20 protein-coding genes are annotated in these 22987 nt (G+C 44.1%); 12 read left to right on the plus strand and 8 right to left on the minus strand.

What is annotated here, in order from left to right; all coding sequences use genetic code 11:
* The first annotated feature begins 27 nt into the window (after positions 1-27).
* From carB to DXN04_RS10140, 5 genes are all read left to right on the plus strand, one after another.
* Entirely contained in the window at positions 28-2847 is a 2820-nt protein-coding gene (carB, locus tag DXN04_RS10120) for a carbamoyl-phosphate synthase large subunit (protein WP_116853207.1), read from the plus strand.
* A gap of 473 nt (positions 2848-3320) precedes the next feature.
* The gene (locus DXN04_RS10125) at positions 3321-5273 is read left to right on the plus strand and encodes a ComEC/Rec2 family competence protein (protein WP_116853208.1); all 1953 of its coding nucleotides are present in this window, start codon (positions 3321-3323) and stop codon (positions 5271-5273) included.
* Between the two features lie 11 nt (positions 5274-5284).
* On the plus strand, positions 5285-6799 hold the full coding sequence (purH, locus tag DXN04_RS10130) for a bifunctional phosphoribosylaminoimidazolecarboxamide formyltransferase/IMP cyclohydrolase (protein WP_116853409.1): 1515 nt from the start codon (positions 5285-5287) through the stop codon (positions 6797-6799).
* Positions 6800-6876: 77 nt separating this feature from the next.
* Complete coding sequence (locus tag DXN04_RS10135) at positions 6877-7473, plus strand: RNA polymerase sigma factor (RefSeq protein WP_116853209.1); 597 nt, start codon at positions 6877-6879, stop codon at positions 7471-7473.
* The gene (locus DXN04_RS10140; protein WP_116853210.1) at positions 7448-8692 is read left to right on the plus strand and encodes a TonB family protein; all 1245 of its coding nucleotides are present in this window, start codon (positions 7448-7450) and stop codon (positions 8690-8692) included. The genes DXN04_RS10135 and DXN04_RS10140 overlap by 26 nt, the downstream gene beginning before the upstream one ends.
* On the opposite strand, the gene DXN04_RS10145 is transcribed toward DXN04_RS10140, so the two are convergent.
* From DXN04_RS10145 to mutY, 7 genes are all read right to left on the minus strand, one after another.
* A complete protein-coding gene (locus tag DXN04_RS10145; protein ID WP_116853410.1) occupies positions 8689-8898 on the minus strand; it encodes a YqaE/Pmp3 family membrane protein in 210 nt (69 codons plus the stop codon). The two genes, DXN04_RS10140 and DXN04_RS10145, sit on opposite strands and share 4 nt — an antisense overlap.
* A 23-nt stretch (positions 8899-8921) precedes the next feature.
* Positions 8922-10298: a LutB/LldF family L-lactate oxidation iron-sulfur protein gene (locus tag DXN04_RS10150; RefSeq protein WP_116853211.1), complete on the minus strand. Its 1377-nt coding sequence runs from the start codon at positions 10296-10298 to the stop codon at positions 8922-8924.
* A gap of 124 nt (positions 10299-10422) precedes the next feature.
* Positions 10423-10998, minus strand: coding sequence for a DUF3109 family protein (locus tag DXN04_RS10155; protein ID WP_116853212.1), 576 nt, complete (start codon positions 10996-10998; stop codon positions 10423-10425).
* 63 nt (positions 10999-11061) lie between these two features.
* Positions 11062-11697: a gliding motility lipoprotein GldD gene (gldD, locus tag DXN04_RS10160; protein WP_116853213.1), complete on the minus strand. Its 636-nt coding sequence runs from the start codon at positions 11695-11697 to the stop codon at positions 11062-11064.
* A gap of 18 nt (positions 11698-11715) precedes the next feature.
* On the minus strand, positions 11716-13074 hold the full coding sequence (gene gldE / locus DXN04_RS10165; RefSeq protein ID WP_116853214.1) for a gliding motility-associated protein GldE: 1359 nt from the start codon (positions 13072-13074) through the stop codon (positions 11716-11718).
* Between the two features lie 172 nt (positions 13075-13246).
* Complete coding sequence (locus DXN04_RS10170; protein WP_072362797.1) at positions 13247-13702, minus strand: single-stranded DNA-binding protein; 456 nt, start codon at positions 13700-13702, stop codon at positions 13247-13249.
* Positions 13703-13879: 177 nt separating this feature from the next.
* Positions 13880-14944 carry an A/G-specific adenine glycosylase gene (mutY, locus tag DXN04_RS10175; protein ID WP_116853215.1) on the minus strand — a complete coding sequence of 355 codons (1065 nt, stop codon included), beginning with the start codon at positions 14942-14944 and terminating at the stop codon, positions 13880-13882.
* 518 nt (positions 14945-15462) lie between these two features.
* Here mutY and DXN04_RS10180 point away from each other — a divergent pair.
* From DXN04_RS10180 to DXN04_RS10195, 4 genes are all read left to right on the plus strand, one after another.
* Positions 15463-15753, plus strand: a complete 291-nt coding sequence (locus DXN04_RS10180; RefSeq protein WP_072362799.1) for an HU family DNA-binding protein — start codon at positions 15463-15465, stop codon at positions 15751-15753.
* Positions 15754-15776: 23 nt separating this feature from the next.
* Entirely contained in the window at positions 15777-16619 is an 843-nt protein-coding gene (locus tag DXN04_RS10185; protein WP_116853216.1) for a tetratricopeptide repeat protein, read from the plus strand.
* 434 nt (positions 16620-17053) lie between these two features.
* Positions 17054-18604 carry an Rne/Rng family ribonuclease gene (locus tag DXN04_RS10190; protein ID WP_072362801.1) on the plus strand — a complete coding sequence of 517 codons (1551 nt, stop codon included), beginning with the start codon at positions 17054-17056 and terminating at the stop codon, positions 18602-18604.
* Positions 18605-18727: 123 nt separating this feature from the next.
* Entirely contained in the window at positions 18728-20383 is a 1656-nt protein-coding gene (locus DXN04_RS10195; RefSeq protein WP_158568947.1) for a L,D-transpeptidase family protein, read from the plus strand.
* A gap of 21 nt (positions 20384-20404) precedes the next feature.
* Here the strand turns inward: DXN04_RS10195 and DXN04_RS10200 are convergent, their stop codons facing one another.
* The gene (locus DXN04_RS10200; protein WP_116853218.1) at positions 20405-20785 is read right to left on the minus strand and encodes a RidA family protein; all 381 of its coding nucleotides are present in this window, start codon (positions 20783-20785) and stop codon (positions 20405-20407) included.
* 50 nt (positions 20786-20835) lie between these two features.
* Between DXN04_RS10200 and DXN04_RS10205 the strand changes: the two genes are divergently transcribed.
* From DXN04_RS10205 to DXN04_RS10215, 3 genes are all read left to right on the plus strand, one after another.
* Positions 20836-21489: a 3-hydroxyacyl-CoA dehydrogenase family protein gene (locus tag DXN04_RS10205; RefSeq protein ID WP_116853219.1), complete on the plus strand. Its 654-nt coding sequence runs from the start codon at positions 20836-20838 to the stop codon at positions 21487-21489.
* Between the two features lie 3 nt (positions 21490-21492).
* Positions 21493-22170, plus strand: a complete 678-nt coding sequence (gene tsaB / locus DXN04_RS10210) for a tRNA (adenosine(37)-N6)-threonylcarbamoyltransferase complex dimerization subunit type 1 TsaB (protein WP_116853220.1) — start codon at positions 21493-21495, stop codon at positions 22168-22170.
* A 293-nt stretch (positions 22171-22463) separates the two neighbouring features.
* Positions 22464-22823 carry an ArsR/SmtB family transcription factor gene (locus DXN04_RS10215; RefSeq protein WP_012788619.1) on the plus strand — a complete coding sequence of 120 codons (360 nt, stop codon included), beginning with the start codon at positions 22464-22466 and terminating at the stop codon, positions 22821-22823.
* The last annotated feature ends 164 nt before the right edge of the window (positions 22824-22987 follow it).

Consider the following 22987-nt stretch of genomic DNA (forward strand, 5'->3'; position numbering starts at 1 on the left):
GTTTTAATTTTTCAATGAAATACGCAAATGCCTAAAGACTCTTCTATCAAATCTGTTCTTATTATTGGTTCTGGTCCTATTATTATTGGTCAGGCATGTGAATTTGACTATTCCGGATCTCAGGCAGCACGTTCTCTGCGCGAGGAAGGAATCAAAGTGATCCTGATAAATTCCAATCCGGCCACTATCATGACTGACCCTATGATGGCCGATAGGGTATACTTACTGCCACTGACGGTAGAAAGTATAGAACAGATACTGGAAGAGCAGCAGATAGACGCTGTGTTGCCTACCATGGGTGGTCAGACTGCCCTGAACCTTTGTAAGGAGGTAGATGAACTGGGTATCTGGGAAAAATACAATGTTCGCCTGATTGGGGTGGATATCAAAGCTATCGATAAAGCAGAAGACCGTGAGCAGTTCCGCCAGTGGATGATTCAGCTGGGGGTACCTGTAGCGCCTGCAAAGACAGCTAACTCCTTCCTGGAAGGTAAAGAATTTGCACAGGAAATCGGTTTCCCGCTGGTAATCCGTCCTTCCTTCACCCTGGGTGGTACCGGTGGTGGTTTCGTGCATACCAAGGATGACCTGGACGAAGCCTTACAGCGTGGTCTTCAGGCATCTCCAATTCATGAAGTACTGGTAGAAAAAGCCGTACTGGGTTGGAAAGAGTTCGAACTCGAACTGCTGCGAGATTCTAAAGACAACGTAGTAATCATCTGTACAGTGGAAAACCTGGATCCAATGGGGATCCATACTGGTGATTCCATTACTGTGGCTCCTGCCATGACGCTGAGTGATACTGCTTATCAGCTGATGCGTAACAAGGCAATGGAGATGATGCGTGACCTCGGCAACTTTGCCGGTGGTTGTAACGTTCAGTTTTCTCTGAATCCTGCTACTGAAGAGATTATCGCTATCGAGATCAACCCTCGTGTGAGCCGCTCTTCTGCACTGGCTTCCAAAGCAACTGGTTATCCAATTGCAAAGATTGCTGCTAAACTGGCAATCGGTTATACACTGGATGAACTGGAAAACCAGATCACCAGAACCACTTCTGCATTCTTTGAACCAGCACTGGACTACGTAATCGTAAAGATGCCACGCTGGAACTTTGATAAATTTAAAGGTGCTGACCAGACACTGGGTCTGCAAATGAAATCTGTAGGTGAGGTAATGGCAATTGGCCGTACTTTCCCTGAGGCTTTGCAGAAAGCATGTCAGAGTCTGGAAAACGATGCACTGGGTCTGGGTTACTATGGTAAATCCCAGATGAAGAGCGAGCAGCTGCTGGAAAGAATGAAGACACCTACCTGGGACAGGATTTTCCGTATCAAGGATGCCCTGATGGAAGGTGTATCAGTAAAGCACCTGCACCAGCTGACATATATTGACAAATGGTTCCTGAACCAGATCAATGATATCGTGACCCTGGAGAAACAACTGATGGAGCACGATCTGGAAACTTTACCTGCTGATATGCTGCGCGAAGCTAAACGTATGGGCTTCTCCGATGCACAGCTCGTAAACCTGCTGGGTAACTGTGAAGAAGAAGAGGTATACGCTAAACGTAAGGAACTGGGCATCACCCGTACTTACAAAATGGTAGATACCTGTAGCGCTGAATTCGAAGCAAAGACTCCATATTTCTACTCTACATTTGATCAGGTCAATGAAAGTCAGCCTTCTGATAAGAAGAAAGTAATTGTGCTGGGTTCAGGTCCTAACCGTATAGGTCAGGGTATTGAATTCGACTACTGCTGTACGCATGGTCTGCAGGCGATTCAGGAATGCGGTTACGATGCAATCATGGTAAACTGTAACCCTGAAACAGTATCTACTGACTTCGATATGGCGAACAAGCTGTACTTCGAACCAGTATTCTGGGAGCATCTGTGGGAGATTATCGAGCTGGAAAAACCTGAAGGGGTGATTGTACAACTGGGTGGTCAGACAGCGCTGAAACTGGCTAAAAAGCTGGAAGAAAAAGGGATCCGCATCATCGGTACATCCTTCGATAACATGGATATCGCTGAAGACCGTGGCCGTTTCTCCGACCTGCTGAAAGAACTGAACATTCCTTATCCTAAATATGGTACTGCATACAATACCGACGAAGCAATTGAAGTAGCGAAAGAAGTAGGTTATCCTGTACTGGTTCGTCCTTCTTATGTACTGGGCGGTCAGCGTATGCGTATCGTAATTAACGAAGAAGAACTGGAAAGCTCTGTACTGAGTCTGCTGAAACACTTACCAGGTAATAAGATCCTGATTGACCACTTCCTGGATCGTTGTCAGGAGGCAGAGATCGATGGTATCTTCGATGGCGAAAACTTCCATGTAATGGGTGTAATGGAGCACATCGAGCCTGCGGGTATTCACAGTGGCGACAGTAACGCCGTATTGCCAGCGTTCAACCTTTCTCCAATGGAAGTAACGACCATGGAGTACTATGCTGAGAAAATTGCAAGAGCACTCGATATCCGTGGTTTGATCAACATCCAGTTTGCCATCAAGAGTGGCCAGGTGTATGTGATCGAAGCAAACCCACGTGCATCCCGTACTACTCCATTCATCGCGAAAGCATACCAGGTACCATACCTAAACATTGCTACCAAGGTGATGCTGGGTAAGAACAAACTGACCGATTTTACTATCGAGAAGAAACTGGATGGTTTTGCGATCAAGGAGCCTGTATTCTCTTTCAATAAGTTCCCGGGAGTGAACAAGGAATTAGGCCCTGAAATGAAATCTACAGGTGAAGCTATCCGCTTCATTAAAGACCTGCGTGATCCATATTTCAGAACCTTGTATAAGGAAAAGAGCATGTATCTGAGCAACAAATAAGTTGTAATAGCATATTCTGAAAAGGGGTGTATCTCAATAAGATGCATCCCTTTTTTTATGCAATTACTGCATGTTTAGTGCAATGAAAAAAGTGAAGAATAAATGCGGTAAGTATAAAAAAAATCAGAGCCTGATGAAGATCAGGCTCTTTCTTTTCCCTCAAAATAACCATTAAAGACACGACTATTTACTTACATAAATAGCGTGACCGGTAATGCAGTTTACTATAAATATTAAATATTAAAAAGATGTTAACTAATCAATAACAGATGAAAATTCTCATAATTCTTATTCCATTGATAAATAATTAAATAATAGATATTTATAAAAGCAGATATGTAAAAACAATTTTAAAGTTTAGGAAATTTTCATCTTATTAACTTATCATGATGACTTTGGGGTTGTTAAATTTTTACTCCTGAGATTGGTATGTTAAATTGCCGTATTCCATTTTTGTTAACCAATAGTAAGTCATGTTTGTTTACGTTCTGAGAACTGCTCCATTTTTGCAGATTGTAATTCCATTTATGGCAGGTATTATATGGCCATTCCCATTGTTATATGTCATTCCCGTTGCGTTTTTTCTTTTGGTGCTTCATGTGGGAATCGGCTGTATGCCTGTGTGGCTGCGGTTTCGGTTGGATGCATACAGAGGAGTGATACTACAGTTGTTACTTGTATGTCTCGGTAGTTTACTGGTTGATGCAAAGGAAAAGCATAAGCATCGTTTAATCAATCCCGCGCCAGATCAGGTATTGGCAGGTACAGTAATAGTTCCTGTACAAAGCAGTCAGTATGGATACAGAACGATTATAGCCCTGGAGACAAAGGAACAGTTACTGATTTACTTTCCTCCGGATAGTGCTGTCATGGCTATCCAGGAAGGAGATAAGCTATTATTCAACGGCCAGGTACAATCCATTTCTTTTAGTGGCAATCCGGGTGCATTCAACTATCGTGCATACTGTGCCAGCAGATATATTTATCAGCAGGTACATCTGCAAATGGGGCATTGGCGGCATATGCCAATGCCCAGGAGTTTTCTGCTGCGTTGCAGGAATAGTTGTCTGCGTATTATCAATACTTATATAGGCGGCCGCGAAGCCGGACTGGCAGCGGCTTTGCTGATTGGATACAGGTATGGTTTAGACAAAGAGATCGAGAATGATTATATGCAAACTGGTATTGTGCATATCATCGCTATTTCAGGAATGCACCTGGCATTGATTTATGCATGCCTGATCTGGTGCCTGCAATGGATCCCCATTCCTGCGGTGAAAGGATTGCTTGTTATTGTTGTGATATGGGGATTTACGCTACTCACAGGTGCCTCTGCTTCTGTATTGAGAGCGGCAGTCATGCTAACTGTTGTAACTATCGGAAAGTTCTTTTTAGACAGGGAATCATCTACTTACAATCAGCTGGCGCTTTCCGCATTCCTGTTATTATGTTATGATCCGGGATTGATCAAAGATATAGGCTTTCAATTATCTTACCTGGCTGTATCAGGCATCCTGTTGCTCTATAAACCCCTGTACGATTTGTTGTTATTCAAGTCTTACTGGAAGCGCAAGCTCTGGGAAGCAACTGCATTGGCTATTGCTGCGCAGGCAATTACTTTCCCTTTGTGCCTGTATCTCTTTGGCCAGTTTCCGCTTTATTTTCTGCCGGCAAACTTACTGGCGGTACCATTGTCGACTTTGATCTTATATGGTGAGATGTTGCTTTTGTGTGTGCAGCATCGTTGGTTGGGAATGTGTCTGCAATGGTTGTTGACGCTGATGAATAGCATCGTTGCCTGGATCGGTCATTTGCCCGGCGCACTCATTTCAGGCTTACAGATTTCAGTGTACGGCGTAGTGGCATTGTACATTTGTATAGCTGCAATATTAGCCGGCAGGAAAGGGATGATATGGATGCTGGCAGCACTCTGCCTGTGGAGGCTGGCAATACTGCCTGGGCACCTGAAGCGGCAGCAACAGCAACTAATGATTGTATACAATCAACCACGGCATACAGGCATAGACTTTATTCAGGGGCATGTAGTTCAGTTCGTAGGTGATGATAGTATTTCTACCGGAATACTGCGGACAGCAAGGGCTTTTTATGAAGTAGATACAGGAAGACTAACCGCATTTGAACAGCTGGGGCATTTTATTTGTTGTGGAAACAAGCGCCTGGTAATTGTGGACAGCGCATTGCCCGCTGGCAGGGCAACAAAAAAATTCAAGACAGATTATCTTTTACTGTCACATAATCCACATGTGGCTATCAAAGATTTGCAGGGGTTTTTTGAAGTGGGCTGTTATATTTTTGATGCATCCAGTTCCCGTAGCAGGATACAGGAATGGAAAAGTGAATGTTACGCGCTAACTTTGCGCTTCCTTTCGGTTCCGGACCAGGGAGCCTATGTTGTAAATTTCTAATGTTTCCATACATGCAAAAGCAAATAAAATCAGCATTGATCTCCGTTTTCTATAAAGACAACCTGGAGAACATCGTTAAAAAATTAGGTGAACAGGGTGTAACCATCTATTCTACCGGTGGTACACAAAAGTTTATTGAAGACTTAGGTGTTTCCTGTGTGGCTGTAGAAAATTTGACAGCTTATCCTTCCATTCTGGGAGGCCGTGTAAAAACATTGCATCCTAAAGTTTTTGGTGGTATTCTGGCTCGTCGCGATAATCCACAGGATCTGGAGCAGCTGGCACAATACGAGATTCCTGAACTGGATCTGGTAATTGTGGATCTGTATCCATTTGAAGAGACTGTAAAGAGCACCAAAGAAGAACAAGCTATCATCGAGAAGATCGATATCGGTGGTGTATCTCTGATCAGAGCTGCCGGTAAGAACTACAAGGATGTTGTGATCGTAGCTTCCAAAGACCAGTATGCTGATCTGGAAAAAGTATTGACTGACAATAACGGTGCTACTTCTCTCGAAGATCGTCGTGCTTTTGCTGCCAAAGCTTTTGAAGTATGTGCTAACTACGATGTAGCTATTTCACAGTACTTCCTGAACAATGAGCCTGCTGCTTATTTCCAGGTATCTGCACCTCAGGGTCAGATCATGCGGTATGGAGAAAATCCTCACCAGAAGGGTGTATTCTACGGCAACCTGTCTGAGCTGTTCAACAAGCTGCATGGCAAGGAGCTGTCTTATAATAACCTGGTAGACGTAGATGCTGCCTGCCAGTTGATCCAGGAATTTAAAGACATTACTTTCGCTGTGATCAAGCATACCAACGTATGTGGTATCGCCAGCCGCTCTACCCTGAAAGAAGCCTGGGATGCTGCACTGGCAGGTGATAAGGAAAGTGCATTTGGTGGCGTACTGGTATGTAATGCTATTGTAGATAAGGTTACGGCTGAATCTATCAGTGAGATCTTCTTCGAAATCCTGATTGCTCCAGGTTTTGCACCTGATGCACTGGAAGTTCTGCAGGCTAAGAAGAACCGCATCTTATTAGAGCAGATAGCACCGGTAGTAGCCCCATACGTGTACAAGAATGTGCTGAACGGCGTGCTGCTGCAGGGTAATGATAAAGGTAACTTCCAGGATTGGAATGATGTAGGTGCAAAACCAGCTACTCCTGAAGAAAAAGCTGACCTGACTTTTGCTAACATCGTATGTAAGCACCTGAAATCTAATGCTATCGCGCTGGTGAAAAACCAACAGCTGATAGGTAAGGGATGTGGTCAGACTTCCCGTATCGATGCACTGCGTCATGCAATTGAAAAAGCAAAGCAGTTCAATTTCGATCTGAGAGGTGCTGCTATGGCATCTGATGCATTCTTCCCATTCGATGACTGCGTACGTATTGCTCATGCTGAGGGCATCGTTTCTATCATTCAGCCAGGTGGTTCAGTACGTGACAATGACTCAGTTACTTACTGTAAGGAAAATGATATGGTGATGGTAATGACCGGTATGCGTCATTTCAGGCACTAAGCTTTCCTTAGCAGCAAGAATAATATTTGTTAAGCACCGGTTATGCCGGTGCTTATTTTTTATATTTGTTACCGGCTATGGCATTTATACATCACAATAGTGACAACGGGGCGGATGATGCGCAGCTGATCCGGATATACAAGCAGTCCGGTAAGTTGGAAGATCTCGCCACCCTTTACCAGCGTTACATGAACCTGGTATACGGGGTATGTTTGCGTTATTTTGATGAAGAGGCCAGTAAGGATGCTGTGATGCAGATTTTCGAAGAGCTCATTGTGAAATTGCAACAGCATGAGGTACAAAACTTTAAGAGCTGGCTACACGTCCTTACCCGGAATCATTGCCTCATGAAATTGCGGTCCATGAAGAACAGGGAAGGCCGTGAAATCTCCCTGGATGGACTCCCTGTTATGGAAAACGAGCAATTTGCACATCATGAAAGCAGCACGGCCCTGGAGACCAATCTTCAGGATATGGAAAGGTGTATGGAGACCTTGCCGGATGAGCAGAAGCGCAGTGTTGATCTTTTTTACCTGAAGGAAAAGAGTTATAAAGAAGTAGCAGACCTGACGGGTTATGAGATGAAGAAGGTGAAGAGTTACATTCAGAATGGAAAGCGCAATCTGAAAATTTGTATGGAACAACAAAATGCAGCAGCAAAACAATCATATTAAACCTGTGGCCGATCCTGAGCTGATACGCCGTTATCTGGCCGGAGAGCTGGATCACAAGGCTATGCACGCCCTGGAGCGGCAGGCTTTGGATGATCCGTTCCTGGCTGAGGCACTGGAGGGCTTCGAACAGCATGCTCCGGATCAGCGGGTAAACCTGGCTGACCTGAGCAAACGACTGAAGCAAAGGGTGCAGCCTGCTAAAAAGAAAGTGATCCCGATGTATATGCGTTGGGCCGCTGCTGCAGCTGTATGTTTTGTCGTTGGCTCAAGTATCATCTGGTTGTGGCCAGCCAATAATCAAAGTGAAATAGCGAAGGTTACTGTTAAAACTGATACAATCATTCCCGCCGAAGTATCTGGTATGGTGCAGGTACCGGAGAATGCAACCATGTTCAAAAAGAGCCAGGATAGTCGTAAGCCCTATAGGAGCCCGGTTCTACCAGCTCCAATGGTAAGTCCTGCGCCGGCCGTTACGCCTTCGCCACAGGCTGAAGTAGCCGCAGCTGAACCTGCTCCTAAAGCAGAAATGCCTGTAGCTGATACTGCCAAAATGATAGCCAGTCAGAATTTTTATAAGAGTTTTGATACTGATGATATGGCCGTTTCCTCCCTGGGGTTAAAAAGGGCTGCAGCAGTATCCGCAATTGATCCGGGTCAGATCAAAGGCCGGATACTCAATGTGCATGGGGATAGTGGCATTGCTAATGTAACTGTCAGCATGGGAACGGTGGGAACTACCACTGATCAGGAAGGATATTTCTCTCTACCTGCTAATGGGCCGGTGTTAAGCAGAAAAAAAATGAGTAGTAACCAGCAGCTGCTTACTGCATATGCCCCCGGGTATAAAACTAATAGCCAGACTTACAAAGGAGATGCTTTTGTGAGAATGCAGCTTAAAAGAACCACCGATACTTCAACAACCGTTATTAATAACAGCAATGACCCATCTCCAATGGGTGGATTTGACAAGTTCGAATTATATCTCGCTAAAAATGTGCAATATCCTGCTGGCCTTACGGTCAGTGGTAGAGTAAGGGTACAGTTCTATGTACAGCAGGATGGTACTCTGACAGATTTCAGGGTGCTAAAGAAGTTACAGCCTGAATGTGATCAGGAAGCCATCCGGTTAATTAAGTCCGGGCCAGCCTGGCTGCCGGCGGCAAATGGAAAAGCTGTAAGAGTAAAAGTAGATGTGAAGTTTACCCCGGAAGCGCACTAATAGCTCGCTCTGTTTTGTTTTATTGCCTTAATCAGTTTCCTGTTTCTTCTATCTGCGCGACTATCATTTAATGATACGACAGCCCATATTGCGGCCGGAATCCAGCCCAGTATAGTGCATTGTAATATCAGGCATAATATGCCGGAAAGGAGCTTACCTCTCAGCAAAAATGATAGCCAGGGTAACAATATTGCTATCAGTGTCATGTAGTGGTGTTTTATTGAATATACTACTTTTTGCGGTCTTTCCACATTTGGTTGAAGGACTTAGGAGCAAATACCGGTAGTTCCCTGTCGTCTCCCCAGGCCTTGGTAAAGAACTTTTTCATGAAGAAGTTTTTCATATTCCCACTTGCCAGGTTCATCATCCGGCGGCTCAGACTAGCTTGTTTCCAGCCAAACCAGGAGATCTTTTCTGCACCGGAAGTGTGATTTTCTTCTACTGCTTTATGTCGGTTGTGGAGTAATAATTCGTGAAGGTTAATGCGCACCGGGCATACTTCTGTACAGTTTCCACAGAGGGAAGAAGCATAGCTCAGGTGCATATAATTATCAATACCTTTCAGGTGTGGGGTAATGACAGAGCCGATAGGGCCACTATAGGTAGTGCCATAGGTATGGCCACCGATGTTTTTATAGACAGGGCAGGCATTCAGACAGGAGCCGCAACGAATGCAATACAGGGCTTCTCTGGCTTCAGTATCTGCGAGGATATTGGTACGACCATTATCCATCAGTATCACATACATTTCTTCCGGACCATCTACTTCTCCTTCCTGGCGTGGGCCGCTGAAGATGGAGTTGTACACGGTTACCTGCTGACCGGTACCATAGGTAGCCAGCAAGGGCCAGAAGAGTGCCAGGTCGTTGATAGAAGGGAGCATCTTCTCGATGCCCACGAGTACAATATGTGTCTTGGGGAAAGCGGTGCTCAGGCGTGCGTTTCCTTCATTCTCAGTAACCGCAATTCCTCCGATATCTGCAATGATGAAGTTTGCACCGGTAATGCCGATTTCTGCATCCAGGTATTTCTGGCGCAGTTTTTCACGGGCTACCATGGTGAGTTCCTGTGGTGTCAGATTGGGAGGGGTACCCAGTTTTTCTTCAAACAGGCGGGCTACATCTTCCTTGCTTTTGTGCATGGCCGGCGTTACGATGTGGTAAGGCGGCTCTCCGTCCAGCTGCTGAATGTATTCACCCAGGTCTGTTTCTACACACTCAATATTATGATCGGCCAGGAAGCTGTTCAGGTGAACTTCTTCCGTTGCCATGGATTTACTCTTTACGATGCTTTTGCAATTCTTTGCTTTGCAGATGGCCAGGATCTCTTCCAGCACCTGTTCAGCATTCTCTGCCCAGATTACTTTGCCGCCACGGCGGGTCAGGTTGGATTCAAACTCTTCGAGGTGTTTGTCCAGTTGCTCGATAGCTCTCCATTTGATATTTTTGGCGCGTTCACGGGCGGTCATGAGGTCGGAGAACTGGTTCTTTCCGGCTTTAACTGCTGTGTTATACTTGCCTATATTATAATTGATTGTCTGGCGATGACCGAGGTCTGTCGCTTTCTTATCGCTCTTGTCCAGGAATGTGGAGGCATTCTGATGCATAAGTTTTTGGAATTGCTGATTGCGAATGACAAAAGCCATACCGTTTTCCGGTATGGTGGTGTATTAGACAACTATCTGGTAAAGATAGGGAATTACGGATGGATAATACTATTGGCTCTTAGCCTTAGTCAGCGCGGTATTTCTTGGTTGCTATTTTATCGAGTACTGCATAAAATTCTTCGCCATACTTGCGAATAATAGCTTCCTGGAGGAAACGATACACTGGTACTTTCAGACTTTTACCATTTTTGCAGGCTGGCTTACATATGTCCCAGCGGTCGTAGTTGACCGCTTCAAAAGATTCGTATTTAGTGACACGGATAGGGTAGAGGTGGCAGGAGATTGGTTTTTTATAATCTACTACACCGTCTTTATATGCTTTTTCTATGCCACAACCTACTACGCCATATTCATCGATGCTGGCGTAGGCGCAGATACCTCCATTTACGATGGGAGTGACGTAGCCATATTCATCGTCGGTGGTATTGGTACCGGTTTTTTCTATTTCGGCAATCCCTTCCGGGCGGAGGTAAGATTTGATTTTTGGATAGACCTTTTTCAGGATCTTCACTTCTTCTTTGTCCAGTGGCGCGCCACAGTCCCCAGCCACACAGCAGGCTCCTTTGCAGGCCCCCAGGTTGCATACGAACTTTTCTTCTACTACTTCGTCACTGATATATTTATCGTCTATGATGATCATTGGCAGGATAATGACCGCAAAATTACAACAATCCGCTTGCTTTTACATGGTTCGGTCCGGAGTCTAACGCCATTTGAGTGTTTCTACCAGGTGGAGCATGTCTTCCTGCAGGAATTTGTGAACCGGAGCCAGGGAGTCAGCATTAGGGGCGGCATCGAAATAAAGGGCACCACGCAGGAAGTGTTTTACAGAGTCCGTTACATAAAACTGTTTGGCGGAAGCAGCATTTCCTCCTACATCGTAAAAGAGGCCATAGATATGATTGTCATGGTTCCCTATGCTTTTTTCTTCAATATATTCAGCCTTATAAGTATGCTTATAGGTCATCTTGAATGCATCATTCACGAGTTTCTGGAAGTCGTTTTCCCCTTTCCCGATCTCTTTGTAGCTCATGTATATTTTCCCATTCAGGGAAGGAAACTCTACATTAATCCAAAAGGGGTTTTCCGTTTTCTCCCCAAAGAAGAGGCTGTCCTTGACGATATTGGCGTAAACGGGATATTCGAAAGTATATGGATAGCCGGGTTGATCGAATACGCGGTATTCCCTTTTAGGAAAGGTGATCTGGAAGTAACCTCTTGGTTTGGGAGTATAAGTTTGGTCACAGGCAGTATACAGCAACGGCAGTAATAACAGCATGAAACAGCCCTTCAGCCGGGCGGTAACAGTTGACAGGCTTCTATTTCTCTTACAGTTCATTGCTTCTATGTTGTGATATTATTCTTCTTCCACGTTCTGCCTTACGCTTACCTGTACTTTTTGAATGCGCATCTTGCTCTTTTCCAGTACGGTAAAGTCATAGTCCCCATAGGTGATCACGCTGTTTTCTTCCGGGAATTTACCGGCCAGTTCAAGGATAAGGCCTCCAATGGAGTCACTTTCACCCTTTACGGCTTCGAAGGTATCCGGCGGAATGTTCATGATACGGCAAACGTCGTTGAGCATGGTTTTGCCCTCGAACACGTAGGTATAGTTGTCAACTTTTGAATAGTTGAATTCTTCTTCGTCAAATTCGTCTTTGATATCTCCGATTACTTCTTCCACGATATCTTCGAGGGTTACAATACCGGAGGTACCACCAAATTCATCCACTACTACGGCAAAGTGCATTCTCCTGGTCTGGAATTCGGACAACAGGTCTTCGATCAGCTTGTGGCCGTGTACGAAGAATGGCTGGCGCATCACGGTATGCCAGTCAAAAGCTTTACCCTTGTCGAGGTGAGGAAGCAGGTCTTTGGTATGAATAACGCCAACAATATTGTCCAGATTGCCTTTGTAAACAGGCAGGCGGGAATAGTGAAGGTCAGCGACATGTTTGACTACCACATCAAAAGGTGCGTCATATTCTACACCATGCACGTCCAGGCGGGTATGCATGATTTGTTTTACGGTGATATTGCCAAATTTCAGAATGCCTTTCAGGATGTTTTTTTCTTCCTGGGAGGCGGTTGGATCCACGCTCATTTCGATGGCTTCATCTATTTCCTGGTAGTTGACAGCGCCGCTGCCACGGTGGAAGAAGCGGGCTTCGATGCTTTCGCTCATGCTTACGTAGAAGTCGCTCACGGGCTCGAGGGTAGCATGGATAATGCTTACGAACCAGGCGAAATAGGTAGCAAAGCGAATATTGTTTTGGGCGGCCCATACTCTGGGGAGTACCTGGCCAAAGAAGAGGAGTACAAAGATGATGATGGCTATGCGTACAACAAATGAAACGACGGGCAGGGTCTGCAGGTCTTCCATTTGGGTGATGAGATAGCTGGTCACCAGGATGAAGGCCAGGGAGAGGAGGATACCTGCTATCTGGAGGGATGCCAGCAGGGAGCGGGGCTTTTCCAGTAGTTTGGTAATGAGTTTTCCACTGGTGTTTTGTCTGGTTTTCAGGGCGTTCAGGTCCTTGTAGTTCAGGGAAAAGAAGGCTACTTCCGCGCCGGAGACAATGAAAGCCAGGAGTAAGAGTATGAAGATTACAAGCAGATAAATCACCACGTTCGGCGTGGCAATCGGTGCCGAGGCTTGTAACAGGGTGAGCTTACCAGAAATAATGCTTGCCGGATAGGTGTACAAATTGTTCAACTTTTCGTTAAGGAATTAAAAAAACCAGCATTACACTGCAAAGCAGGTTCCAAAAAAATGGGAAAGAAATTCAGGTATTAAATTGAATCGCTTTCCCTATATGCAAATATAAGTAATACCCCATTACGGGATTATCAAGCAAAAAAGAATTAATATTTTTTAATTGGATAACTTAAAAGGGCAGATCGTCAGCTGCGTCACTAATTTGGGGGGGGATGTCCATATTGGGGAAATTGTCACCGGAGGTGCTGCCTGTATTACTATGGTGGATGGCATGTTCTGAATTGTTAAGATCCATGCGTTTATCCAGCATAACAAGGTTATCACCTACAACTTCGGTAGCAAATTTTTTATTTCCTTCCTTATCTTCCCAGCTACGGGTGCGCAGACGACCCTCGATGTAAACCAGGCTGCCTTTGTGCAGGTATTTCTGCGCCAATTCTGCCAGTCCACGCCATAAAACTACCGTGTGCCATTCTGTTTGGGAGATCAGTTTACCGGCCCTGTCTTTAAATGTCTCTGTGGTAGCCAGAGAAAATTTAGCTACTGCTATATTGCCTTCCAAAAACTGTACATCCGGATCTCTACCCAAGTTGCCAATCAGGATTACTTTATTAACACCTCTCATTGTTGCAGGTTTTAATCTATTGATTTAACGATGGAAATATAATGTTTCTTTAAATAAACAACCTTCTTAAAGTTAACATTTTTTTCAAATCGATGTGAAAAAAATGCTGACTACTTTTAGCTTCAAATACCTTGCCGCAGCAAGTTAAGCGCACTTTGGCCCGGGTTGATTTTAGAATCAGAACAAGCTCAATTCTCTCCGTTTCAGGAAGTCTGTAATCGTTTTTGGGAATGCATATCTATCCAGTTGATCCTGAGGAACAGCAATATAGCCGGGCATTTCAGGTTTTTCTGCAACCGATAGCAATATGAATTGGCTATGAATAGTCTGATGTGTAAGCTGCTGTTTAAACGAGGCGGACACTGCATCTATGTTATAACTCATATCGCTTAATTTTTCTTTGAAGGCCGGGAGTTTTTCCAGGGCCTGGATATCTGTGGGGGCGCTGGTTTCGATGAGTACAAACTCATGTAAGTTTTGCCAGATATCATTTTCGGTGCGCTTACGGATATAAAGGTCGTCCTTGTGTTTAACAATCAGGTAATTGAAATATCGCTTTTTGATTACCAGCTTCTTTGTTTTTACGGGTAGTACGCTTATAAGGCCCAGGTGGAGGGCTTTACATTTCCTGGCCAGGGGGCATATTTTGCAGGCGGGCTGTTGTGGTTTACAGACCACAGCGCCGAAGTCCATAATACTCTGATTGTAGACAGCTGATTCTCCGTGGGGGAGAAGTTCAGCGGCCAGGGATGCAAATTGCTTCTTACCGGCGGTGCTATCGATAGGGGTATCTATGTCAAAGAAGCGGGAGAGGACTCTGAAAACGTTGCCATCCAGCACAGCATGAGGAAGGTTGAACGCAAAGGAAGCGATAGCTGCGGAGGTATAGGGTCCGATACCTTTGAGGGACTGAATAGCCTCGTAGGTATTGGGGAAATGGCCGTGAAACTGGGAAACGATCTGACGGGCAGCCGCCAGCATGTTTTTACAGCGGGCATAGTAACCTAATCCCTGCCATAGGCGGAATACTTCTTCTTCCGGTGCAGCGGCTAAATGCTGTACGGTGGGGTAAGCCTGTATAAACTTCTCGTAATAAGCCCAACCTTGTTCCACGCGGGTTTGCTGAAGGATGATTTCAGACAGCCATATACGATAGGGGTCTTTTTCGCCTTTCCATGGCATTGAGCGTGTATTGTCTTCGCGATTCCATTCGAGGAGGGCACTGGTGAAAAATTGTTTCATGAAATGCAAAGATAAGTGAGTCGGGAATGATAAAAAGAGGAGGTGTTATGGGAGGCGCAGTGAAAATATATATAATCATCTATAACATATGAAAATAACCGTTATCTGAATGCTTTTTTAACAGAACTTGCTGATAAATAGACGAATGTGCAGAAAAATGCGTTATATTTAGGTAGGAGCCCGAATTTCATTTTGCTAAAATGAGCGTAACTTTTTCATTAAGAGCAGAAAAAAAAGACAAAATGAATATTATTTTTTGTATATTCGTTAAGTAGTGGTTTAGTGAAATTTTCCGCTACATACCTATAGAAGTGACGATATACTGATCACGAAATATGAGCTCTGCGGGGCAGGAACCTGTTGCCAAAAAATGCATTAAGGGTTAGTTTACAAAGACTTGTAGAGTGATTAATAAAAAGATATAAGGTATAAGAAAAAAAGATAAAATTTATTTGCTTAAAATTCAGCAATTAAAAAAAATTAAATAATTTTGGGACAAGTAATCCTTCGCTTCAATTATGAGAAAAGCTGACTTAATAAACAATATTGCTGAAAAAACCGGCATACCTAAAGTAGATGTGTTAGTAACACTAGAAGCCATGTTTAAGGAGGTCAAGGAAGCGTTGGCTAATGGCGAGCATATCTATATTAGAGGTTTTGGTAGCTTTATTACAAAGAAGAGAGCGGCCAAGATTGGTCGTAACATTAAGAAGAATGTGGCGGTAGAAATTCCAGAGCACTTTATTCCTGCATTCAAACCTTCGAAAGAATTCGTTGCTGAGGTAAAGAAGCTTAAAAGTTCTTCGTAATTTTGCAGCCTAATATTTAAGGCGTGCAAAAATCACAAGTTCTATTGGTAGGTGCCGCGGTGGCATTACTAGTTGTATTGGTCGCCTTCGGCCGCACCATACCACATTCGGAGAAGAGAGCGATGCCAACTGCCGGCCCTATGATGGGCGGTCAGGAGCAGCAACCTATTGCCTTTAGCGAATTGCTGGCTTCCGCCAAGCAAAAAGTCCCTGCTGATAAATTACTTTTGATCAATTCTTTGGAAAATAAAGTAGTGCGGGGAGATGTTAAAACTCAGCAAATAGCCGCTTATAAACAGCTTTATGCCTCCTGGGATAGCCTTAACCAACTACCCATAGCTGCGCATTATCTTGGCGAAGCAGCCAAGTTGGAAAATTCCGAAAAAAGCCTCACCTTTGCAGCCAATTTATTTTTGGAACACCTGGAACATGCTCAGGATCCGGCAATTAGTAAATGGGAAAGCCAGCAGGCGCTCTCATTGCTGGATCAGGCTATTCAACTTAGCCCGAATAATGATTCCCTAAAGATTCAACAGGCGCTGTTGTATATGAATACCGGCGAACCTATGGTAGGTGTTCAAAAACTCAGGGAAGTGGTGGCTGCCAATCCCGACAATCTTGAAGCTCAGTTGACACTGGCGAATCTTGCTATCCAATCCGGACAGTATGATAAAGCCATCCAACGTATGGATACACTGTTGCAACGCCACCCGGACGAAGCGAAAGCTATTTTTGTCCAGGCCGAAGCTTACCGCTCTAAAGGCGATGTAAAAAAAGCAGTAGAACTGTTCGAGCAATGCAAAAAACTGCTCAAAGACCCAGCCCTAAAGGCTGAAATTGACAATTATATTAAGAGTATTCAATAATATTCTATTTTCTAATCATTTTAAACTTTTTAGTATGCCTTGCGGTAAGAAAAGAAAGAGACATAAAATTGCCACCCACAAACGTAAAAAAAGACTGAGAAAGAACCGGCATAAGAAGAATAAGAAATAGTTTTCTCCTGTTTCCCGCCATTTATACTAACCAGGTTTTATTTACGGCGTGTTAATCGGATAAATTTTTTTATATACCCTGCATGATTTTAGCGATTATTCTTAAATTGCTGAAGTCATGCAGGTTTTTCCACAATTCCCGCTTAGCATCCCGGATATTACCTGCTAGATCGCTAAACCCTTAAGCAATCCATCATCATGTATGCTGACATCACTGTTAGCTATAATCTGGTATGCAGTAAGCTGTTGTTAAATAGTCGTGCATAACATAAAGGTGAAGTAATAATGGTTAAAATTTTGGACGCTTGAACAAGGAACTAATTATAAATGCGGCACCTACTGGTGTGGAAATAGCGTTGCTGGAAGATAAAAAATTGGTCGAATTGCATCATGAAAGTGGCAACCCCAATTTTGCTGTAGGAGATTTATACCTGGGGCGGGTTAAAAAACTAATTCCAGGCCTTAATGCGGCGTTTGTAGATGTTGGCTTTGAAAAAGATGCCTTTTTGCATTACACTGATCTTAGCCCTTACATACGCTCCATACTAAAATTTACCCAGCAGGCTATTTCTGATAAAACCCCCGAGGGGTTTGACTTTACAAAGTTTAAGAATGAACCGGAAATTGTAAAAACCGGTAAAATCACAGACGTACTGGGCGGTAAACCCAATATTCTCGTGCAGATCCTGAAAGAGCCCATTTCTTCAAAAGGCCCCCGTCTCAGCTGCGAAATTTCTTTACCAGGAAGATTTATTGTGTTAACACCCTTCAATGACATTGTAGCTGTATCTAAAAAGATACACTCTTCCGAAGAAAGAAAACGCCTGCAAAAGATTGTAGAAGCTATCAAAACACCCAATTTTGGTGTGATAGTGCGCACAGCCGCTGAAGGAAAGAAAACTGCAGAACTGCACGAAGACCTTACCACCCTGGTCGAAACCTGGAAAAATATCCAGTCCAATCTGAAAGGCGCACAACCTCCACAGAAAATACTGAGCGAACAGGCCAAGACTACCAGTATACTCCGTGACCTGTTGAACGAAAGTTTCAACCGGATCGTCATTAATGATAAAAATATGTATACTGATACCCGGGCGTATATCCAAAAGATAGCTCCCGAGAAACAGGATATTGTTACCTATTATCATAATGGCGCACCCATCTTTGATCACTACGGCATTACCCGTCAGGTAAAAGCATCGTTTGGCAAAACTGTCAACCTGGATAGTGGTGTTTACCTCATTATTGAAGCTACTGAAGCCCTCCACGTCATAGACGTGAACAGTGGTTACAAAAGCTCCAGTAATAACCAGGAACAAAACGCCCTGGCATCCAACCTGGAAGCCGCCGCGGAAATAGCCCGACAACTGCGCCTGCGTGACCTTGGAGGCATTATCATCATTGACTTCATAGATATGAAGCTGCCTGAAAACAAAAAGGTAGTGTATGAAGCAATGGAGAAATTCATGGCACAGGATAGAGCTAAACACACCATCCTGCCTATCTCCAAATTCGGACTCATGCAGATCACCCGCCAAAGGGTGAAACCCGAAGTCACCATCTCGGTGGCGGAAGATTGCCCTACCTGCCACGGTACCGGCAAAATCGGTGCCTCTGTACTGATCATAGATGAAATCGAAAAGAACCTGCAATACCTGATAAACCATCAGCATAAGGGACTCTCCATTCATGTACATCCCATCTTCAAAGCTTTCCTTACACAGGGATTCCTTACATCCCGTCAATGGAAATGGTATTTCCTCTATAAGAAATGGATCAAAATAAAAGCAGACTCTAACTACCACCTGACAGAATACCGCTTCTTTGATGCCAATGATGAAGAAATAAAACTCTAGAACTAAGTACCACACAATATTGCAGAAAGCTTAATGCCGTAACCGCATTAAGCTTTCTGCTTTTATATGGGTATCAACTTTTTATTTTACTTTTATAGCACACACCACTTTAAATCATTGATCATGCGCAATGTTCCCCTATTTCTGCTTGCATTGGCAGCTGTCTTCGCATCGTGTAACCACGAAGGTAAACGTAAACGCCAGCGCGCCAGAGATACCAGTCACTATACCCAGAAGGACTATATTGACCTCATACTCGATAGTAATACTGTAAATTCATTTTTACAGCATGATACCAGCAACGCTTCGTATATCCGTAACTTCTACAGGCAACGAAATTTTCACTTTGCCTGGATAGGCAATGATGGCCAGCTAACCGAACAGGCAGGTAACTTTATTAACCTGATGAAATCAGATGCCGACTTTGGCCTGAATGACAGCAGCATCATCAGCCGTCCACTGCGTGCCGTGTACGACACCCTCATGATGGAAGGCGGTAAACTGAAGCCTGGTGATAAAACCGCTTCCCAGATTGAATTGGCACTTACTGCCCAGTTCTTCGTATATGGAAATAAGGTTTGGGGTGGGTTGACCTCTGATACTGCCAAAGACCTGGAATGGTTCATTCCCCGCAAACAGATAAATATAGAAGGATTGCTGGATTCAATGATCACCCGTCCAGCCAATGCCTTTGAAGAACCTGTGAACATTCAGTATAAATTACTCCGCAATAAACTAAAGCAACTTGCAGCCCTCGAGAAAGAGCCATGGGATTCTCTCCGTGCAACAGAAAAACTCTATAAGCAAGGGGCTACAGCTCCCGTAATCGCCGGTGTTAAACATCGTCTGCACCTCCTGGGCGATCTGGCGGCTGCTGATACTTCCTCTGTATTTACACCGGCACTGGATTCTGCCATCCGCAACTTCCAGGATCGCACAGGTTTAAAAACTGATGGTACGATTCAGGCCCCTTTACTACGTGCATTGAATGTAACTCCTAAGCAGCGCATTACACAGATCCTGATCAATATGGAGCGTTTGCGCTGGGTACCAGCATCCCCTCCATCGACTTATCTGCTGGTAAATATTCCTGCATTTAAACTCTATGTATACGATAGCAATAAGGTAGACTGGAGTTGTAATGTGGTAGTAGGAAAACCGGGTGCTAATACTGTTATCTTCAGCAATGAAGTGAAGTATGTAGTGTTTGCACCATATTGGAATGTACCTCCCGGTATCCTGGTAAATGAAGTACTGCCAGCCATGCGCCGCAACAGTGGCTATCTGGCCAGAAATCATATGGAAGTGGTGACAGGCAATGGTAAGCCTGTGAGTGCAGGGTCGATCAACTGGAGTAAAGCTACTGCTTCCAATTTCCCTTATATAATTCGCCAGTTACCAGGTGGATCCAATGCTTTGGGTAAGGTGAAATTCCTCTTCCCCAATGAGTACAATATCTACCTGCATGATACACCTTCGAAAGGATTATTTGGCGAAAATAAACGCACTTTTAGTCATGGTTGTATTCGTGTGTCTGAACCACAGCATCTGGCGGAATGGTTGCTCCGCTATGATTCCAGCTGGACCAAAGCAAAGATTGTAGATGCAATGAATGGAAGTAAGGAGAAGTTTGTAACGCTGAAACAAAGAGTACCGGTGTATATAGGTTATTTCACTGCATTTGTGGATAGTGAGGGCCGGCTGAATTTCAGGGATGATGTATATGGTCACGATGCAAAACTGGCCACTACCTTATTTGGAACAAAGGCTGACTTATAAAGTCAGCCTTTGGCTTTAATATTACTTGCTGGCGATCACAGAGATCTCCACATGTACGTTCTTTGGTAAGGCTGCTACCTGCACAGTTTCGCGGGCAGGATAATAACCGCTGAAATAACTACCGTAAGCTTCGTTAATTTTACCGAAGTCATTCATATCGGTAATGAAGATGGTGCTCTTCAGTACATCGCTGAAATCCATACCGGCAGCATCCAGAATCGCTTTTACGTTCTGCATGACCTGGTGAGTTTCGGCAACGATATCGTCAGTTACCAGCTGGTTGGTAGCTGGATTGAGAGCAATCTGTCCAGAAGCAAACAGCATATTGCCTGTCAGGATTGCCTGATTATATGGGCCTATTGGAGCAGGCGCATTTGGAGTATTGATGATCTGTTTTTCCATAGTGTAAAAATAATTAGTTATTAATTAATAGGTTTGCGAAAATTTAGCCCATGAACATCCTGGTTATCGGAGATGAGCAAAATTTTACAGCGCTGCAGCGCAAAGGAGGTCTGGCTTCACATATTGTGGAGCGGGCTGACAGCCTGAAAGGGGCGGAGGCACTGCAAAACAGGGACCTCGTCATCGACCTGCAGTTCGACGGGCATCCTGAAAATGCGGCTATTTACGCACAATATGCGGCTATTCCTGTGCTGGCAGGTGTGGTGAAAACTTCCCTGCAAGCAGTAAAGGATACATATAGCTGCGCCCTCATCGGATGCAATTGGCTGCCGGGTTTTATTGATATGCCTGTGACGGAAATCTCACTGCTGGAAGAAGCACAAAAGCCTGTGCTGACAGCTATTATGCAGCAACTGGGCTGGGAGTATGAACTGGTGCAGGATGCAGTAGGCATGGTCACGCCAAGGGTGGTATGCATGATCATCAATGAAGCATATATGGCGGCAGAAACAGATACAGCGTCAAGAGAAGACATCGATGTTGCGATGAAACTGGGCACCAATTATCCCATGGGACCTTTTGAATGGAGTAAGAAAATCGGGATCCGGCAGGTGTACGAAGTGCTCGCTGCTGTACACGCAGCTACCGGCAACGAACGTTACATTATCAGTGAATTATTGAAAAAGGAAGCTACTAACAACTAAACAATGGCATTAATACTCAATATCGATACGGCAACGAATATAGGCTCAGTATGTCTCTCCAGGAATGGACAGGTATTACAGACCCTGGTCAATGATCAGCAGCAGGATCATGCTGCGACCCTGACATTGTTCATACAGCAGTTGATGCAGGAACACCATGTGACCGCTGCCGAACTGGATGCCATAGCCGTAAGTGCGGGACCAGGTTCCTACACAGGATTGAGGGTAGGAGTAGCTACTGCCAAAGGATTGTGTTATGCCTGGGGGAAGCCGCTGATAGCAGTTTCCACGCTTCAACAAATGACGCAGGGGATCCTGCTGCACGAAAGAAATGAGCAGGCTTTATATGCTCCCATGCTCGATGCGAGACGTATGGAAGTATACACTGCCGTATATACGGCAGATCTGGATGAAATACTGGCTCCGCATGCATTGATTTTAACACCTGAATCATACGCCGCTCAGCTGGCAGAGAAGAAGATTTACTTCTTTGGAAATGGAAGTGAAAAATGGTCCCAGTTATTGGGGCAACATGTTCATGCTACATTTTTACCATATACAATGAATGCGGAACACATGGTGCAATTAGCAGAAAAAGCGTTTGAAAAAGGCACATTTGAAGATGTGGCATATTTCAGTCCCTACTACCTGAAACCCTTTCACACGACAATGAAAAAGTAAGTACTCATACTGTCATAAACAGGCCTGTTTAGCCCTAAATACCGCCTCTTTCCCTATAAAAAGAAGTGTAATCCCAACCTTTATCCAAAATAGTGTCATAGAACTGTCAAATTACGTTTAATTGGCAAGTAAACCCCGTCTATATATTAAAAAATAAGGTATAGAAGTTTTTTTTATTACGACTAATATTATATTTTTGTATAAATCGATACCCGGTTATTGTTTTCTAACAAGTTATGGGTTTACTGTCCGTTGATCCCTTTCATTTCATCATTTTTTAAAACTATTATGCGATGGAAAAAACATTATTAACGACCTCTTCTAATACTCTTATTATTTCTAGAGGTACCAATGAAAAAGACCAAATTAAATTGGATTACATTGCCGTTAAGAAGGCAGCTATGGTATTGCGTGCAATCAATCATAAGCTGCGCCAGCAAATGATTAAGCTGCTGGAAGATCACAAAAAAATGACAGTGACTGAAATCTACGTTAAGCTGCGTCTGGAGCAGTCAGTAGCTTCACAGCATCTGGCTATTCTTCGTCGTGCCGGCATTGTGATTACCGAAAGAGATGGTAAATTCATTCACTATACGATTAACAAACAACGTATAGCAGAAGTTGCCAAATTCGTAGAAGAGCTGGTAGGCTAAGATGGTTTTGGTTATTGCTCAGCTGAGTACAAAAAATATTGGGACTAACTAAGAGTGAAAAAAGCTGAGAACTTTTAGTTAGGCTCAAATTTTTGCGGGGGAAGCATTTGTTTGTAGTGATAGCTCAGTAGCATTGTAAAAATCTTTTCAACATCATTCCGGTT

This window comes from Chitinophaga silvisoli (assembly GCF_003412465.1).
In the GTDB taxonomy this organism is placed as follows: domain Bacteria; phylum Bacteroidota; class Bacteroidia; order Chitinophagales; family Chitinophagaceae; genus Chitinophaga; species Chitinophaga silvisoli.